We start from the raw sequence: 16,951 nt of genomic DNA, 5'->3' as shown, positions 1-16,951 counted from the left end.
TACGATTTTGGGCATGTCGTCCCGTGCGCGTCTGTCGTGGTGCCCCTTGCTGGGGGTGCTGCTCGTCGTGCTCGGGGCGTTCTGCGGGCCGGCGGCGGCCGCGGAACCGGCGGTGAACTCCGCGGTGTCGGCGCCGGTGTCGGTGCAGGTCGAGGCGTCCGCCGGGGTGCCCGGCTGCGGCAAGGGCGGCCAGCAGGACGCCGGTCAGGCCCCCGCGGCCCCGCCGCGCTCCAGTACGGCGTACGAGCTGCTGCCCGCCCTGCATCAGGCCCATTCCGCGTCCGGTGGGTGGGGCGTCGGACAGACGGTGCCGTCCCTGACGCCGGAGCGCGGTCCTCCGCCGCTGTCGCCGCCTTCTCCCATAGATCTCTCGATCCTGCGCGTGTAGAGGCCCCCGTTCGGGGCCCCTTCAACGACGTACGGAACGAGAGAGAACTCCCTGATGCCCAAGAACAACAACAAAAAGAAGAACATCGCCATCGGAGCGGGCGTGGCCCTCGCCGCCCTGCTGCTCGGCGCCGCTTCCTACAGCGCCACCCGGCCCGACGAGTCCTCCTCGGTCACCGCGAAGGAGGAGTCCCCCGCGGACGTCTCCGCCGACCCGCAGGCCGGGGTCTACCCGGAGCTGGCCGAGCTCGCCCGGCGCGACGCCAAGGACCCGCTCGCGCAGGGGCGCAAGGACGCACCGGTCGTGCTCATCGAGTACGCCGACTTCAAGTGTGGCTACTGCGGCAAGTTCGCCCGCGACACCGAGCCGGACCTGGTGAAGAAGTACGTCGAGGACGGCACCCTGCGCATCGAGTGGCGCAACTTCCCCATCTTCGGCGCGGATTCCGAGTCCGCGGCGCGGGGCGCGTGGGCCGCCGGGCAGCAGGGGCGCTTCTGGCAGTTCCACGCGGCGGCGTACGCGGAGGGCTCCAAGGAGAAGGGGTTCGGCGGCGACCGGCTCAAGGAGCTCGCGAGGAAGGCCGGGGTCAAGGACGTCGGCCGCTTCTCGGACGACGTGGACAGCGCGGGCGCCAAGGCGGCCGTGAAGAAGGACCAGGAGGAGGCCTACGGCCTGGGGGCCACGTCGACCCCGTCCTTCCTGGTCAACGGGCGGCCCATCTCCGGGGCGCAGCCGGACGAGGTCTTCGACCAGGCGATCGAGCAGGCGGCGAAGGCGGCGAAGTCCTCCGGGGCGTCCGGGGCGTCCGGGGCGTCCGGGGCGGGCGACAAGTGACCGCCGATGTCGGGTACTTCGCGGCGTTCCTCGGCGGTCTCCTCGCCCTGATCAGCCCGTGCAGCGCGCTGCTGCTTCCCGCCTTCTTCGCGTACTCGATCGACTCGACCTCGCGGCTGCTCGCCCGCACCGGCATCTTCTACGCCGGTCTCGCGACGACCCTCGTGCCGCTGGGCGCGGCGGGCTCGGTCGCCGGACGGTTCTTCTTCGGCCACCGGGATCAGCTGGTGCTCGTCGCCGGGTGGCTGATCATCGCGCTCGGCGTGCTCCAGGTCGTGGGCATGGGGTTCGCCTCGCGGAAGATGGCCGAGTTGTCGGGCCGCATCCGGCCGACGACGGCGGTGTCCGTGTACGCGCTGGGCGCGGTGTACGGGCTCGCGGGCTTCTGCGCGGGGCCGATCCTGGGCAGCGTCCTGACGGTGGCGGCGGTGAGCGGGAGCCCTGTCTACGGCGGACTGCTGCTCGCCGTGTACGCACTGGGGATGGCGGTGCCGCTGTTCGTCCTCGCGCTGCTCTGGGAGCGGTTCGACCTGGGGCGGCGGCGTTGGCTGCGGGGGCGGACGTTCCGGGTCGGGCGCTTCGAGCTGCACACGACGTCGTTGCTGTCGGGGGCGTTCTTCGTCGCCCTGGGCGCGCTCTTCCTCGCGTACGACGGGACCACCGCGCTGCCGGGTCTGCTCGACGTGGACGACTCGTTCGCCGTGGAGCGGTGGGCCGGGGGCGTGGGCCGGGCCGTGCCGGACTCGGTGCTCCTGGTCGGGGTCGTGGCGCTGGTGGGCGTGGGGTTCGCGGTGCGGGCCTGGTGCCGGAGGGCCAGGGGGCCGGTCGAGGCCGAGCAGGGGTGAGTCCGTTTTAGGTGGTTTAGCGTATTCGTATGCCTGAACAGCCTGACCGCCCTGGCCACGAAGAAGCCCCTCCCGCAGCCCACGGCTCCCACAGCGCCCACAGTCCCCACGGCGCCCACGGAGCCCACGGGAGGGCCCCCACCCGGGGCGAGCGGTGGTCGGCGTTCAAGGACTCGCCCTTCCTGCCCGCGGTCGTGCTGGTGTTCATCCTGGCGGCCGCCGCGGGGCTCTTCGCGGGGTCGTACACGTACTCCATGGCGAAACCGACCCCGCACCACATCCCCACCGCGGTGGTCGGCGCGCAGGAGGCCACCCGGGGCAAGGCGTTCCTGGACGGCATGGAGAAGGCGCTGAACGCCTCGCTCGAAGTGCACGAGTACGACAGCGTGGGCGCGGCGCGGACCGCGGTGGAGGAGCAGAAGGTCTTCGCGATCCTCGCGGTGGCGTCCGGGGACAAGGTGACGTTCGACGTCTCGGGGGCTTCCGGTGCGTCGGTCGCACAGGTCCTCGCGGAGGCGGCCCCGAAGGTGGGGAGGGAAGTGGGGGTGCCGGTCACGGTGAAGGACATCAAGCCCCTCCAGGAAGGCGACCCGCGAGGGCTCGCGATCTTCTACATCTCGCTGGCCGCGGTGATCATCGGCTTCGTGGGGGCGATCCAGCTGAGCGTCCACGCGCGAGGACTCAACCCGGCGGAGCGGATCGCCTTCACGGTCCTCTACGCGCTGCTCGGCGGGTTCGTGATCGCGGCGGTGGTGGACTGGTGGCTGGGCGCGGTGGACCTGCCGTTCGTGGAGTCGTGGCTGATCCTGGCGCTGACGATGTTCGCTTCGGGGATGGTCTTCACGATGTTCAACACCCTGTTCGGGCGCTGGGCGATGATCCCGACCTGGGGCCTGATGGTGCTGCTGGGCAACCCGTCGTCGGGCGGCGCGGTCTCGTGGCCGCTGCTCCCGTCGGTCCTCGGCCACATCGGGCGCTGGCTGCCGCCCGGGGCATCGGTCAACGCCCAGCACACGGCGGTGTACTTCGGCGGCCACCAGCACGTGTTCCCGTTCCTGGTGCTCGCGGCGTGGGCGGTGCTCGCGTGCACGGTGTTCTGGGTCTGGCGCCACCGCCACCCGGGCGGCCGGGAGAGGCCGGCGGCGCACGCGGCGGCGCCGGCGGGGTGAGGCGGCCCTTGCCGTCCCCTGGCTTCCGGTCTCCGGTCTCCGGGAACGGCGAAGGCCCCGTCCATCGGACGGGGCCTTCGAAGAGGTGGCTGGGGCCGGGATCGAACCGGCGACCTATCGCTTTTCAGGCGATCGCTCGTACCAACTGAGCTACCCAGCCACGCGATTCAAGGAATCGCAAGCGGTCCTGACGGGATTTGAACCCGCGGCCTCCACCTTGACAGGGTGGCGAGCACTCCAAACTGCTCCACAGGACCAAGCGTTGTGCGAGCACTAGTCTCGCACAAGGTGTTGCGTGCCCCCAACGGGATTCGAACCCGTGCTACCGCCTTGAAAGGGCGGCGTCCTGGGCCACTAGACGATGAGGGCTAAGGGCCCACCTGGGCGCTTTGCAGCGCGTCGGGGACGTGAGAAGCATATGGGATGCGGGGAGCTATCGCCAAAACGGTTATCGGGGGGCCGGGGAGCCGGTGTCCGGGGAGCGGCCCGCGGGGGGCGGGGACGGCGTCGCGCCGGGCTGGTTCTCCTTCGGCAGATGGCGGCTGACCTCCGCCTTCGTCAGCCCGAGGCCGCCCAGTTTGATCTCGTCCCAGGCCTGGAGGCGCCGGGTGTCCCGGTCCAGGTAGAGGACCGACGTCTCGACCGGGTCGGGGTACTTCCCCTCCACCGCCCGCAGCCCGCTGCCGCCCGTGGAGCCCTCGATGCGCAGCCGCGTCCCGCCGTCCATGACCTCCATCTCCTGGTGGTGCACATGGCCCGCCAGGGCGAGCGGCACCTCGCCGTCCGTCTCGCGCGCGGCGTCGGGGTTGTGCGCGACGGCGATGTCGACGGGCGTGCCCGCGGCCTTCTGGTCCCGCAGGGCGGAGGCGAGGCCGATGCCCGCCATCTCCTCGACGGCCTCGCCCTCGGCCGGCTCCGAGCGGTCCGGGGTGTACTGCGGATCGCCCGTCCCGGCGAACCGCAGCCCCGCGACCGTCGCCGCCCTGCCCTCGTCCAGGACGTGGACGTTCTTCATGCGCTGGAGATAGCGCTGGGTCGTGTGGGAGTCGTGGTTGCCCCTGACCCACACGTACGGAGCCCCCAGGTCCTCGACCGGGTCCAGGAAGGTGTTCTCGGCGGCGCTTCCGTGGTCCATCGTGTCGCCGGAATCGACGATGACGTTGATGTCGTACTGCTCGACCAGCGAGGCGATGATCTTCCAGCTCGCCGGGTTGAGGTGGATGTCCGAGACGTGCAGGACGCGGATCGTGGACGGGTCCGGCTGGTACGCGGGGAGCGTCGACGTCGCGTCGTACAGCTTCGTCACGTTGGTGACCAGGCGCGCCAGCTCCTGCTGATACACGTCGAACTCGCTCACGATGCTCCGGGCGTTGCCGACCACCGACGGCGCGCTGCTGAGCAGGCCCGAGAACTTCGGCTCCAGGACCGACTTCGGGTTCCACGTCGCGTACGCCGCCGCGCCCGACGCGGCGAGCAGGGCCAGGGCGAGGCCGCCCGCCGCCATGGCCCGGCGCGGGCGGCGGTAGACCGCGAGGCCCAGCGTCGTGGCGCCCGCGACGACGGCGGCGCAGGAGCGTACGGCCAGGTCGAGCGTGCCGTGGCCGACGTCCCTCGTCACCTCGTCCTGGAGGCCCGAGATCCGCTCGGGGTGGTCGACCAGGGCCTGGGAGCGGACCGGGTCCAGGCGGTCCACGTCCACGTCCAGGCGGATGGGCGCGAGGTGCGAGCGCAGTTCGAGGGCGCCCAGCGGGGAGACGTCGATCTTCGTGCCGCCGGTGAGCGAGGGGCGCAGCGTCATGCGCGTGTCCATCGGGCCGACCGGAGCGTGCACGCTGCCGACGATCAGCAGGCCGAGCCAGGCGCCGAACAGGACGACCGCGATCAGGCCCACCGCGCGGCCGTACGGGTGGGGAGGGCTGATGAGCTCGCTCACCGGGTGCGGGTGGCGGGACCGGTAGTGGCGTACGAGGGCGGCGGGCGCACGGAAGTCGCGGGCCATTGGGCCGGTATGCCCAAGGGGAGGGGCGGCTATGCGGGGCGGTGGCCGACAATGGGTGCGTGCTGGAGATGACGCGGGAAGAGTTCGAGGAACTGGTCGCCGAGGCGCTCGACCGGATTCCTCCCGAGTTGACGCGGTTGATGGACAACGTGGCGGTGTTCGTGGAGGACGAACCACCCGCCGAGGACCCCGAGCTGCTCGGGCTCTACGAGGGGACTCCGCTGACGGACCGGGGCGAGTGGTACGCGGGAGTGCTGCCCGACCGGATCACGATCTACCGGGGGCCGACGCTGCGCATGTGCGAGTCGCGCGAGGACGTCGTCGTGGAGACGGAGATCACAGTGGTGCACGAAGTCGCACATCACTTCGGGATCGACGACGAGCGCCTGCACGCCCTGGGATACGGCTGACGGCCGGGCGGCACCGGGCGGCGGCGGGGCTCGTCGTCCGTGTCCTCTTGCGGGGCAAGGGAGTTGGGTAGGACGTCCCCGCTTCTCAGCGCCTCGGAGGTGCTCGGCCGTGCGCCAGTTGTACGTTCCTGTCCGGTTGGCCGCGGCGGCGGTGGCCGTCATGGCGACCGCGGGCTGCATGAGCATCGGCGACGACGGCGGCGGTGAGCCCGGCCCCGCGCGGTCCGCGGGCGAGCGCAGCGCGGCGGCCGCCCCGGACGGCGGCAGCGTCACGCCGGGCGCCGGTTCGGCCGGCGGTGATGCCGACCGCGGCGACGCGAAGGGCGGCAAGGGGAAGGGCAAGGGGAAGGGCAAAGGCAAGGGCAAGGGGGGATCGGGCAAGCGCGGCGAGTCCGGTTCCGACGCAGCCCAGGCCTCGGCGTCCGCGTCCGGCGGTGGCGACGCCCCCGCCCCGCCGGCGAAGGGCGGGGGTCCTGCGCCCACCCGTACGAAGCCCGACCCGCCGCGCCCCACGCCGACGCCCGATCCTCCGAAGCCGACCCCGACGCCGACTCCTGAGCCCACTCCGGAGCCCTCGTCGTCGGCGCACGAGCCCCCGAAGCAGGACACGCAGCTGGGGGAGCGCTCGGAGGGGCTCAGGTCGCGGGAGCCCTCGCCGGAGGCCGGGCCCGCCTAAGACGGCTTCGGGCGGCCTCGGGTCCGTCCGGGACGCCTCGGGGCGGGGTTCAGCCCCTGTCCGAAACCCGCTTCGTCGCAGGTGAGACGAGCTGTGGGGGGTGGAATCCAAGGTGCCCCGGAGGGTGCGGTTTGCCTTCTGGGGGGTTGGGTGCGTATGGTGGTAGATCGTTTGATCCCATTTGCCCGGCGCCGAAAAAGAAGAGCGCCGCGTGGCGCGTACTCTCCCTTGCCGTGGCTGACCGCATAGAGGCGGTCCATTGCGAAATCACGGAGTTGACGGGCGCGTGCCGAGACTCCGGAAGGTTTCGCATTTCGCATGTCCATTTCTCATTCTGACCACGCCGTCCTGCCCGAGAACGAGACGACCGACGAGCTGAAGGCCGAGGCGGCCGAGGCCGTCGTCGAGACCGCCGAGGCTGTCGAGACCGTCGAGACCGTCCAGGCCGCAGACGTCGTGGAGGCCGCCGAGCAGGTCGTCGCCGAGGCCGATGAGCCCGCGACCGACGCTGCCGACGAGGCCGTCAAGGCCGCCGACGAAGCTCCGGCCGGCCCCACCTTCGGTGACCTCGGTCTCCCCGAGGCCATCGTCCGCAAGCTCGCCCAGAACGGCGTGACCGCGCCCTTCCCGATCCAGGCCGCGACCATCCCGGACGCCCTGGCCCACAAGGACATCCTCGGCCGCGGCCGTACGGGCTCCGGCAAGACCCTCTCCTTCGGTCTGCCGATGCTCACCACGCTCGCCGGTGGCCACACCGAGAAGAAGAAGCCCCGCGGCGTCATCCTGACCCCGACCCGTGAGCTCGCGATGCAGGTCGCGGACGCGCTTCAGCCGTACGGCGACGTGCTCGGCCTGAAGATGAAGGTCGTCTGCGGCGGTACGTCCATGGGCAACCAGATCTACGCCCTGGAGCGCGGCGTCGACATCCTCGTCGCCACGCCGGGCCGTCTGCGCGACATCATCAGCCGTGGCGCCTGCTCGCTGGAGAACACCCAGATCGCGGTGCTCGACGAGGCCGACCAGATGTCCGACCTGGGCTTCCTGCCCGAGGTCACGGAGCTGCTCGACCAGGTTCCGTCCGGCGGTCAGCGGATGCTGTTCTCGGCCACGATGGAGAACGAGATCTCCACGCTGGTCAAGCGCTACCTGACCAACCCGGTCACGCACGAGGTCGACAGCGCCCAGGGCAACGTCACGACCATGACCCACCACATCCTGATCGTGAAGCCCCGCGACAAGGCGCCCGTCACGGCCGCCATCGCCGCGCGCAAGGGCCGCACGATCATCTTCGTCCGCACCCAGCTGGGCGCCGACCGCATCGCCGAGCAGCTCTGCGAGTCCGGCGTGAAGGCCGACGCGCTGCACGGCGGCATGACGCAGGGCGCTCGTACCCGCGTCCTCGAGGACTTCAAGAAGGGCTACGTCAACGCGCTCGTCGCGACCGACGTCGCCGCCCGAGGCATCCACGTCGACGGCATCGACCTGGTCCTGAACGTGGACCCGGCCGGCGACCACAAGGACTACCTGCACCGCTCCGGCCGTACCGCTCGCGCGGGCCGCTCCGGCACGGTCGTCTCGCTGTCCCTGCCGCACCAGCGCCGCCAGATCTTCCGTCTGATGGAGGACGCGGGCGTCGACGCCACGCGTCACATCATCAACGGCGGCGGCACCTTCGACCCGGAGGTCGCCGAGATCACCGGCGCCCGTTCGATGACCGAGGTGCAGGCCGACTCCGCGGGCAACGCCGCGACCCAGGCCGAGCGTGAGGTCAAGGACCTCACCAAGGAGCTGGAGCGCGCCACCCGCCGCGCCACGGAGCTGCGCGAGGAGGCCTCGCGCCTCACCGCGCGTGCCGCCCGTGAGCGTGGCGACGACCCGGAGACCGCGGTGGCCGAGGCCGCCGCAGCCGCCGAGGCCGTCGTCGAGGCCGCCGTCTCCGTCCCGGAGCAGTCGGCCGCGCCGGCCGCCCGTGACGACCGTCGTCCGCAGCGCGACGACCGCGGCAACTACGAGCGTGAGCGCCGTGACGACCGTGGCGGCCGCTCCTTCGAGCGTCGTGACGACCGTGGCGGCTCCGGCTTCCGTGGCGGCGACCGTCGTGAGGGTGGCGGCGGCTTCAACCGTGACCGCGGCAACGACCGTGGCGGCCGCTCCTTCGAGCGTCGTGACGACCGTGGCGGCTCCGGCTTCCGCGGCGGCGACCGTCCGTCGGGCGGCGACCGTGGCGGTTTCCGTGGCGGCGACCGTCGGGACGACAACCGTGGCGGCGGTTCCGGCTTCCGTCGTGACGACCGTCCCTCCGGTGGCGACCGTGGCGGTTTCCGTGGCGGCGACCGTCGGGACGACAACCGTGGCGGTGGCTCCGGCTTCCGTCGTGACGACCGTCCCTCCGGTGGCGACCGTGGCGGTTTCCGTGGCGGCGACCGTCGGGACGACAACCGTGGCGGCGGCTCCAGCTTCCGTCGCGACGACCGCCCCTCCGGCGGCCACCGCGGCAGCGACCGTCCGTTCAACCGTGACCGCCGCGACGACCGCCCCGCGGGCGGTGCCCGCTCCGGCGGCCACGACCGCCCGGCGTTCAACCGCGACCGCTCCGGCACCGGCACGGGTTCCTTCGGACGCCGTGACGACAAGCCGCGCTGGAAGCGCAACGGCTGACCCACGGCCGGTCTGATCTGACCGAAGGGCCCGCACGACATACCTGTCGTGCGGGCCCTTCGTCGTATCCGTGCCGGTGCTCGCTGTTACCTTCAGGCCTGATCAGCTTCAGGCCTGATCAGAAGGACGGTCCGGTGGGGAGCCGGACCGCGAGGGAGGGGACCCGATGTGACCGGTGACGGCCGCGCCGACCTCGTCGCCCGCAAGGCTTCCACCGGCGACATCCTCGTCTTCGCGGCCAAGAGCGACGGGAAGCTGGCGGCCGGCAAGAAGATCCGCTCGGCCTGGACGACGTACACGCACGTCGTCGGGGCGGGTGACCTGAACGGTGACGGGATCGGGGACGTCCTGGCCCGGCGCGAGGACGGGACGCTGTTCCGGTACGAGGGCAAGGGCGACGGCACCCTCGCCGACCGGGCCACGGTCTTCACCGAGTGGGGCGCCTCGTACAACGCCGTGGTCGGTGCCGGCGACATCACCGGTGACGGCGAGGCCGACCTGGTCGTGCGCGACACGTCCGGGAACCTCTACCGCAACGACGGCAAGGGGAACGGTTCGTTCACCGCGCGGACGAAGGTCGCGACCGGCTGGAGCGGCTACAAGGGCCTCTACTAGCCCTTGAGTTGAGCGCTTTTTGGCCAGCGGTGGCGCATGTCGTGCCCCCGGCGAGGGAATCGCTGGGGGCATGACAAGTGACCCCAGAGAGCGGAAGCAGTCCCCACCACCCGGGCCCACGGCACCACCCGCGCCCACGGCACCACCCGGGCCCACGGCACCACCCGCGCCCACGGCCGCCGGCTCGGACGAGGAGCGCCTCGCCCAGCTCGGCTACACCCAGGTCCTGGCCCGGCGCATGTCCGCGTTCTCCAACTACGCGGTCTCCTTCACGATCATCTCGGTCCTGTCCGGCTGCCTCACGATGTATCTGTTCGGCATGAACACCGGCGGTCCCGCCCTGATCACCTGGGGGTGGGTCGGGGTCGGTCTGATGACGCTGTTCGTGGGTCTGGCCATGGCGGAGATCTGTTCCGCCTATCCGACCTCCGCCGGGCTCTACTTCTGGGCGCACCGGCTCGCGCCGTCGCGGACCGCGGCCGCCTGGGCGTGGTTCACGGGCTGGTTCAACGTCCTCGGGCAGGTCGCGGTCACCGCGGGGATCGACTTCGGGGCCGCCTCGTTCCTCGGCGCGTACCTCAATCTGCAGTTCGACTTCCAGGTCACCGAGGGGCGCACGATCCTGCTCTTCGCCGCGATCCTCGTGCTCCACGGCCTGCTCAACACCTTCGGGGTGCGCATCGTCGGGCTGCTGAACAGCGTCAGCGTGTGGTGGCACGTCTTCGGGGTCGCCGTCATCGTCGGCGCGCTCGCCTTCTCGCCCGACTCGCACCAGTCGGCGTCCTTCGTCTTCACCGAGTTCGTCAACAACACCGGGTGGGGAAGCGGGTTGTACGTGGCGCTCATCGGGCTGCTCATGGCCCAGTACACCTTCACCGGCTACGACGCCTCCGCCCACATGACCGAGGAGACGCACGACGCGTCCACCGCCGGTCCCAAGGGCATCGTCCGGTCCATCTGGACGTCCTGGATCGCCGGGTTCGTGCTGCTGCTCGGCTTCACCTTCGCCATCCAGTCGTACGACGGCGCCCGCGAGTCGGCGACGGGGGCGCCGCCGGCCCAGATCCTCCTCGACGCGCTCGGGGCCACCACGGGCAAGCTGCTCCTCCTCGTCGTCATCGGCGCCCAGCTCTTCTGCGGCATGGCGTCCGTGACCGCCAACTCCCGGATGATCTACGCCTTCTCGCGGGACGGAGCGCTGCCGTTCTCGCACATCTGGCACTCGGTCAACCCGCGTACGCGCACGCCCGTCGCCGCGGTCTGGCTCGCGGCACTCGGCGCGCTCGTCCTCGGCCTGCCCTATCTGATCAATGTCACGGCGTACGCGGCGGTGACGTCCATCGCCGTCATCGGTCTCTACATCGCCTACGTCGTGCCCACCTTCCTGCGGCTGCGCAAGGGCGAGGAATTCGAGCGCGGGCCCTGGCACTTGGGCCGCTGGTCACGCCCGATCGGCATCGTGGCGGTGGCCTGGGTCGGCGTGATCACGGTCCTCTTCATGCTGCCGCAGGTCTCGCCGGTCACCTGGGAGACCTTCAACTACGCCCCGATCGCGGTCCTCGTCGTCCTCGGGTTCGCCGCCACGTGGTGGTTCGCCTCGGCCAGGCACTGGTTCCTCAACCCGGACCACGAGCGCACGGCGGCCCGCGAGGCGGCCAGGAACGGGGCGCCGGAACCGGCCGATCCCTGAGCCCGCCGCGGCCGTCCACGGCTCGCACCCGGCTCGCACCCGGCCCGTCGCGGAACGCGCGACGGGCCAAGGAGGCGATACCCGATCGGACGGCTTGCCCTGTCCGGCTATGCTCGGGGGGTGCGTCCGCACGGACCGTTAGCTCAATTGGCAGAGCAGTGGACTTTTAATCCATTGGTTGTGGGTTCGAGTCCCACACGGTCTACCGGAGAAGGCCCAGGTCAGACATCTTCTGACCTGGGCCTTCGGCGTGCCCCGGGGCGTCGCTCGCCCGAACGGACCCTCCTCGCCTGCGCCCCCGTGGCCCGCGAGTGACGCTGGGCCTGCCAGGTGGCCGATCCGGAGGTTCAGCATGGGTTCCGTACGACGGGTTCTCGTGATGGTGCTCGTGGCGTCGCTGATCGGCCTCTCGGCGGCCTGCGGTGGTTCCGGCAGCGGCTCCCAGGGGGCGGCCACCGAGCGCGCGCGCCCCGCCGAGCTGGCCTTCGAGCACCCCGGAGTGCTCGTCAGCAAGGCGCAGCTGGACCGCGTGCGCGCCCACGTCGCGGCGCGCGAGCAGCCCTGGCTGACGGCGTTCGAGCAGATGCGGGACAGCAAGTACGGCGCGGGCGACTACACGGCCAAGCCGTACGCCGTCGTCGCGTGCCCGCCCGGCACCCGCCCCGGCCAGGGCTGCGTCGAAGAGCGCGAGGACGCCATCGCCGCGTACACCCAGGCGCTGCTCTGGAACATCACCGGCGACCGCGCGCACGCCAAGAAGGCGGTGCAGATCATGGACGCCTGGGCGCGGGTGATCACCCGGCACACGGAGTCCAACGCGGGTCTCCAGACCGCCTGGGCCGCCTCCTCCTGGGCCCGTGCGGCCGAGGCCGTGCGCTACACCTACGACGGCTGGACCGACGGCGAACTCCTGCGCTTCGAGCGGATGCTGCGCAACGCCTATCTGCCCCAAGTGCGCGACGGAGCGGCCGACTTCAACGGCAACTGGGACCTGTTGATGGCCGACGCGACCATCAGCATGGCGGTCTTCCTCGACGACCACGAGTCCTTCGAGAAGGCGGTGACGCATTTCCGGACCCGCGTGCCCGCCTACTTCTATCTGGAGTCGGACGGCCCGCTGCCCGTATCGCCCGCGGGCAGCGACATCAACACCCCGGCGAAGCTCCAGAAGTACTGGTTCGGGCAGAAGACGTTCGCCGACGGGCTCTCCCAGGAGACCTGCCGGAACTTCAAGCACGCCAGCTACTCGCTCGCGGCCACCGCGCACATCGCCGAGACCGCCTGGCATCAGGGCGTCGACCTGTACGGCGAGGTCAAGGAGCGGCTGCGGGCCGCGCTCGAATTCCACTCCAAGTACCAGCGGGGCGCCAAGGCGCCGGACTGGCTGTGCGGCGGCAAGGTGCGGCGCGACATGGGGCCCGACACCGAGGTCGGCCTCAATCACCTGCGGGAACGGCTGAAGCTGGCTCTTCCGGAGACGGAGAGGTTCACGCACGAGCGGCGGCCCGAGGGGACGGACGATCTCTTCGTGGCCTGGGAAACGCTGACGCACGCCGAGAACGCGTGAACCGGTTCGCTTTCACTCCCCCTGATGGCGTAGAGTTGCATTCAACGGCGCGGGGTGGAGCAGCTCGGTAGCTCGCTGGGCTCATAACCCAGAGGTCGCAGGTTCAAATCCTGTCCCCGCTACTAAAGACCGAAGGCCCGGATCCAGAAATGGATCCGGGCCTTCGGTGGTTTCCGCCCCGGGGTGGTCCGGTCTCTCCATTAACCCGGTCGGCCCACACCGGTCGCCCCGTGCCGCCGCTCCGGGAACCCTGAATGAGCGTGGTCATGGATCTGGTCCTGGGCGCGGAATTCGGCAGGAGAAGACCGGTGGGGCAGCCAGGAGGAATCGGTGGCGGGGGCGGTGGCAAGAGTCCCGATGTCCGGCATGAGCGGGCGCTCGTGCGGGCCCTTCCGCTGCTGCTCATCGTCGCCGGGGTCGTCTACGACGTCTCGACCCCGCCCGCGTTCACCGCGGCGCCCCTCTTCACCGCCGCCCCGCTCATCGCCGCGCCCTTCTACTCGCTGATCAGCACCGCGCTCATCGGCTTCGGCTCCTGCGCCGCCGTGCTCGCCCTGCACTTCAAGACCAGCACCACCACCGACGTCGAGGCCGTCACCGAACTGATCACGGTGGTGACCGTCGCCGTGCTCGCCGTCCTCATCAACCGCGTCCAGCGCCGCAGCGACGAACAGCTGGCCTCCGCCCGCTCCATCTCCGAGGCCGCCCAGCGTGCCGTACTGCCGCAGCCGGACCCCCGGATCGGCGGTCTTGACATCGCGGCGCGGTACGAGGCCGCGGAGGCCGACGCGTTCATCGGGGGTGATCTGTACGCCGTGCAGGACACCCCGCACGGCGTACGCGTCATCGTCGGTGACGTACGCGGCAAGGGCATGGGCGCGGTGGCGGCCGTCGCCGTCGTCATCGGGGCGTTCCGGGAGGCCGCCGAGCAGGAGGCCACGCTGGAGGCGGTGGCCCAGCGCCTTGAGCGTGCGCTTGCTCGTGAGGGCACGCGGCGCGACGGGCTCGACGCCTTCGAGGGGTTCACCACCGCGGTCCTCGCGGAGATCCCGCACGGCGACGGTCTGGTGCGCCTCATCAACCGCGGGCACCCGGGACCGCTGCTCCTGCGCGGCGACGGACGGCTGTGCGTCCTGTCCGCCACCGAGCCCGCCCTTCCGCTGGGGATGGGGGATCTGGGCGCCTGGCCGGACCGTGCGGACGAGACGGAGTTCCCGCCGGGGGCGATGCTGCTGCTCTACACCGACGGGCTCTCCGAGGCGCGTGACGGCCGCGGCGAGTTCTACGACCCGGCCGTCCGGCTCGGCGGCCGCATCTTCCCCGGGCCCAATGGCCCGGACGCGCTCCTGGCCACGCTCACCGACGAGGTGCGGCGGCACACCGGGGGCGGCACGACCGACGACATGGCGCTGCTCGCGGTGCGGCGGCCGTTGGGGACGGGTGACGCCAGGGCCGGCGCGGAGGTCGACGCGGAGGTCGACGCGGAGGCCGACGCGGGGGCCGAGGTCACGGGCCGTGACTGAAGGACACCACTCCGCATAACAACTGACGCACTGTCAAGGAAGTGTGAAGCTCCGGTGTGTGAAGAATCGGGGTCAACTCGCCCCGTTCCAGCCCTCCGTGTCCCATTAAGTACAGGCCAAAGCCGTTAACGATCAGTCGGAACGGCTTGGAATACGACCCCGCTGTCTATTAACGTTCGATAACGCAGCGCGGTCGTCCCAGCCGTCACTCGAGTCGGCTCCGCGCGCACGCGCCTAATCCCGAAAGGGAGCCGGGGAACCACTAATTGGGGTGAATCGGGCATCTGTGCATCCGTGCCAGATGTTCGTAGGAGACCTTCCTGCTCCGAACCCGTCAGCTAACCCGGTAGGCGAGAAGGAAGGAAAGGAGTGCGCCCCAGTGGCGTCCAACCGCCCTGCCCCCCAAGGCGCGTACGTACCGAATGACGACGACTTCGGTGGGTACGACGACAATTCCTGGGAGGAATGGAACCCCACCGAGGAGTCCATTCGTCCCGTCCGCGGCAGGCACCGCGTGCACAAGCGGGGCGGTGGCGGGCTCGCCCGCAGCTCCACGGTTCTCGGCGTAGGCGTCATCGCCGCCGTCGGTGCGGGCGGCATCGCCACCGCGCAGGGCGGCAAGCCCCCGGTGGCCATCGAGATGCCGGACCTCTCGGCCGTCACGGACTCGCTGCCGGAGGCCAAGTCGCTTCCGGGCGTGGGCTCCCTGATATCCGACGACTCGTCCGACGCGGCTTCCGCGGACGACGGCGTGACGGTCGCCGCAGCGCCCCTGAGCGCCGCCGGCATCAGCACCGCCGACGCCGAGCAGGGCACCACGGACGCCGGCGAGGCACTGCGGGCCCGCATCATGGAGCAGGCCGAGAACCAGCAGGACCAGGCGGACGACGCGGTCCAGAAGGCGGCCGAAGAGGCCGCCGTCAAGCAGGCCGCCGCACAGGCGGCGGCCGAGCAGACCGCGGCCGAGAAGAAGATCGCCGCCGAGAAGGCCGCCGCGAAGAAGAAGGCCGAGGCGGAGGCCAAGCGCAAGGCCGAGGCGGAGCGCCTGGCCAAGCTCGCCAAGAGCTACACCCTCCCCGTCGCCTCGTACACGCTCACCGGCACCTTCGGTCAGCCCGGCTCCATGTGGTCCTCCGGCTACCACACCGGCCTGGACTTCGCGGCGCCCACGGGCACGCCCATCAAGGCGATCCACTCGGGCACCATCAAGGAAGCCGGCTGGGCGGGGGCCTACGGCTACCGCACGGTCCTCGAACTCGACGACGGCACCGAGATCTGGTTCTGCCACCAGTCCTCGATGAGCGTCAGCGTCGGCCAGAAGGTCACCACCGGCGAGACCATCGGCCGCGTCGGCGCGACCGGCAACGTCACCGGTGCCCACCTCCACCTGGAGATCCACCCGGGCGGCGACTCCACCGGGGTCGACCCGGCGGCGTGGCTGCGCGGCAAGGGCCAGTCGATCTGATGTAGCCGCAGAACCCCGGCGGTCCTGGCGACAACCCCCCGACGCCAGGGCTGCCGGTTCGGCATGTCCGCGCTCCGCGCCCGCTCTTCGTTGCGCGTGTCCACCGAGTGGAACCGGCATCCCGTTGTACGGAATGCCGAGATCCGTAGGGGCGTTGAGCCCCGTATGACTTCTCTCCGCAAACTTGGCTCGTCCGACCTCGAGGTCTTCCCGCTGGCACTCGGCGGCAACGTCTTCGGCTGGACGGCCGACGAGGCGCAGTCCTTCTCCGTGCTGGACGCCTACACCGCCGCCGGCGGCAACTTCATCGACACCGCCGACGTCTACTCGGCCTGGGTGCCCGGCAACAAGGGCGGCGAGTCCGAGACCGTCATCGGCAGCTGGCTGGCCGCGCGCGGCAACCGCTCCGACGTCGTGCTCGCCACCAAGGTCGGCGCCCACCCCGACTACAAGGGCCTGTCCGCGAGCACCATCAAGTCCGGTGCCGAGGAGTCGCTGCGCCGCCTGGGCACCGACTACATCGACCTCTACTACACGCACTACGACGACCCGACCGTCCCGGTCGAGGAGATCATCGGCGCGCTCGACGAGCTGGTGACGTCCGGCAAGGTCCGCGCCATCGCCGCGTCGAACGTGACCGCCGACCGGCTCCAGGAGTTCCTGGACTTCTCCGACCGCGAGGGCCTCGCGCGCTACTCGGTGCTCCAGCCGCACTACAACCTCGTCTCGCGCGACACGTACGAGGGCACCCTGGAGCAGGTCGCATCGCGCTCCGGCCTGGCCGCCGTCCCGTACTACGCGCTCGCGTCCGGTTTCCTGACGGGCAAGTACCGCCCGGGTGCGAAGGTCGACAGCGCGCGGGCCGAGGGCGCGGGCAAGCACCTGGACACCGGCCGCGGGCGGCGCGTGCTCGCCGCCCTGGACGAGGTCGCCCAGGCGCGCGGCGCCGAGATCGCGACCGTGGCCCTGGCCTGGCTCGCGGCGCAGCCGACGGTGGCGGCGCCGCTCGCGTCGGCCCGTACGGTCGAGCAGCTGCCTGCGCTGCTCGCGGTGGGGGAGTTCGAGCTGACGGCCGCCGAGCTGTCGGCGCTGACGGTGGCCTCCGCCTGAGT

At 71.1% G+C, this 16,951-nt stretch carries 14 protein-coding genes, 5 tRNA genes and 1 riboswitch; of the genes, 15 read left to right on the top strand and 4 right to left on the bottom strand.

Features of this window, described 5'->3' with window-relative positions:
* Positions 1-13 precede the first annotated feature (13 nt).
* From ACIGXX_RS12975 to ACIGXX_RS12960, 4 genes are read left to right on the top strand one after another with little or no spacing between them, the layout of a single operon-like run.
* Positions 14-388, top strand: coding sequence for a hypothetical protein (locus ACIGXX_RS12975; RefSeq protein WP_399975280.1), 375 nt, complete (start codon positions 14-16; stop codon positions 386-388).
* 54 nt (positions 389-442) lie between these two features.
* The gene (locus ACIGXX_RS12970) at positions 443-1,222 is read left to right on the top strand and encodes a DsbA family protein (RefSeq protein ID WP_399975277.1); all 780 of its coding nucleotides are present in this window, start codon (positions 443-445) and stop codon (positions 1,220-1,222) included.
* Positions 1,219-2,067 (top strand): cytochrome c biogenesis CcdA family protein, encoded by an 849-nt coding sequence (locus tag ACIGXX_RS12965; protein ID WP_351167523.1) that lies wholly within the window; start codon positions 1,219-1,221, stop codon positions 2,065-2,067. Before ACIGXX_RS12970 ends, ACIGXX_RS12965 begins: the two co-directional genes overlap by 4 nt.
* A 29-nt stretch (positions 2,068-2,096) precedes the next feature.
* Positions 2,097-3,236: an ABC transporter permease gene (locus ACIGXX_RS12960; RefSeq protein WP_399975274.1), complete on the top strand. Its 1,140-nt coding sequence runs from the start codon at positions 2,097-2,099 to the stop codon at positions 3,234-3,236.
* Between the two features lie 86 nt (positions 3,237-3,322).
* On the opposite strand, the gene ACIGXX_RS12955 is transcribed toward ACIGXX_RS12960, so the two are convergent.
* From ACIGXX_RS12955 to ACIGXX_RS12940, 4 genes are all read right to left on the bottom strand, one after another.
* Positions 3,323-3,396: transfer RNA gene (locus tag ACIGXX_RS12955), tRNA-Phe, on the bottom strand.
* Between the two features lie 22 nt (positions 3,397-3,418).
* A tRNA-Asp gene (locus ACIGXX_RS12950) sits at positions 3,419-3,493 on the bottom strand.
* 39 nt (positions 3,494-3,532) lie between these two features.
* Positions 3,533-3,605 (bottom strand) — tRNA-Glu (locus tag ACIGXX_RS12945).
* Positions 3,606-3,684: 79 nt separating this feature from the next.
* Positions 3,685-5,235, bottom strand: a complete 1,551-nt coding sequence (locus ACIGXX_RS12940; RefSeq protein WP_351167527.1) for a metallophosphoesterase — start codon at positions 5,233-5,235, stop codon at positions 3,685-3,687.
* A gap of 59 nt (positions 5,236-5,294) precedes the next feature.
* Here ACIGXX_RS12940 and ACIGXX_RS12935 point away from each other — a divergent pair, with 59 nt between their 5' ends.
* From ACIGXX_RS12935 to ACIGXX_RS12885, 11 genes are all read left to right on the top strand, one after another.
* Positions 5,295-5,645 (top strand): metallopeptidase family protein, encoded by a 351-nt coding sequence (locus tag ACIGXX_RS12935; protein WP_351167529.1) that lies wholly within the window; start codon positions 5,295-5,297, stop codon positions 5,643-5,645.
* 109 nt (positions 5,646-5,754) lie between these two features.
* The gene (locus tag ACIGXX_RS12930; protein WP_351167531.1) at positions 5,755-6,321 is read left to right on the top strand and encodes a hypothetical protein; all 567 of its coding nucleotides are present in this window, start codon (positions 5,755-5,757) and stop codon (positions 6,319-6,321) included.
* 318 nt (positions 6,322-6,639) lie between these two features.
* A complete protein-coding gene (locus ACIGXX_RS12925) occupies positions 6,640-8,979 on the top strand; it encodes a DEAD/DEAH box helicase (protein WP_399975269.1) in 2,340 nt (779 codons plus the stop codon).
* Positions 8,980-9,147: 168 nt separating this feature from the next.
* Positions 9,148-9,594, top strand: a complete 447-nt coding sequence (locus tag ACIGXX_RS12920) for a VCBS repeat-containing protein (RefSeq protein WP_361469842.1) — start codon at positions 9,148-9,150, stop codon at positions 9,592-9,594.
* 70 nt (positions 9,595-9,664) lie between these two features.
* Complete coding sequence (locus ACIGXX_RS12915; protein WP_399975266.1) at positions 9,665-11,284, top strand: amino acid permease; 1,620 nt, start codon at positions 9,665-9,667, stop codon at positions 11,282-11,284.
* Between the two features lie 132 nt (positions 11,285-11,416).
* Positions 11,417-11,489 (top strand) — tRNA-Lys (locus tag ACIGXX_RS12910).
* Positions 11,490-11,636: 147 nt separating this feature from the next.
* Complete coding sequence (locus tag ACIGXX_RS12905; RefSeq protein ID WP_399975263.1) at positions 11,637-12,851, top strand: alginate lyase family protein; 1,215 nt, start codon at positions 11,637-11,639, stop codon at positions 12,849-12,851.
* A 48-nt stretch (positions 12,852-12,899) separates the two neighbouring features.
* Positions 12,900-12,973: transfer RNA gene (locus tag ACIGXX_RS12900), tRNA-Met, on the top strand.
* 144 nt (positions 12,974-13,117) lie between these two features.
* Entirely contained in the window at positions 13,118-14,374 is a 1,257-nt protein-coding gene (locus tag ACIGXX_RS12895; RefSeq protein ID WP_399975260.1) for a PP2C family protein-serine/threonine phosphatase, read from the top strand.
* Positions 14,375-14,595: 221 nt separating this feature from the next.
* A riboswitch (cyclic di-AMP (ydaO/yuaA leader) is annotated at positions 14,596-14,742 on the top strand.
* Positions 14,743-14,753: 11 nt separating this feature from the next.
* Positions 14,754-15,839 carry a M23 family metallopeptidase gene (locus ACIGXX_RS12890; RefSeq protein WP_351167543.1) on the top strand — a complete coding sequence of 362 codons (1,086 nt, stop codon included), beginning with the start codon at positions 14,754-14,756 and terminating at the stop codon, positions 15,837-15,839.
* Between the two features lie 165 nt (positions 15,840-16,004).
* On the top strand, positions 16,005-16,949 hold the full coding sequence (locus tag ACIGXX_RS12885; RefSeq protein WP_351167545.1) for an aldo/keto reductase: 945 nt from the start codon (positions 16,005-16,007) through the stop codon (positions 16,947-16,949).
* Positions 16,950-16,951: the final 2 nt, after the last annotated feature.

Source organism: Streptomyces sp. NPDC055243 (assembly GCF_044544025.1).
In the GTDB taxonomy this organism is placed as follows: Bacteria; Actinomycetota; Actinomycetes; order Streptomycetales; family Streptomycetaceae; genus Streptomyces.
This window is presented reverse-complemented; position numbering and strand designations above follow the sequence as displayed.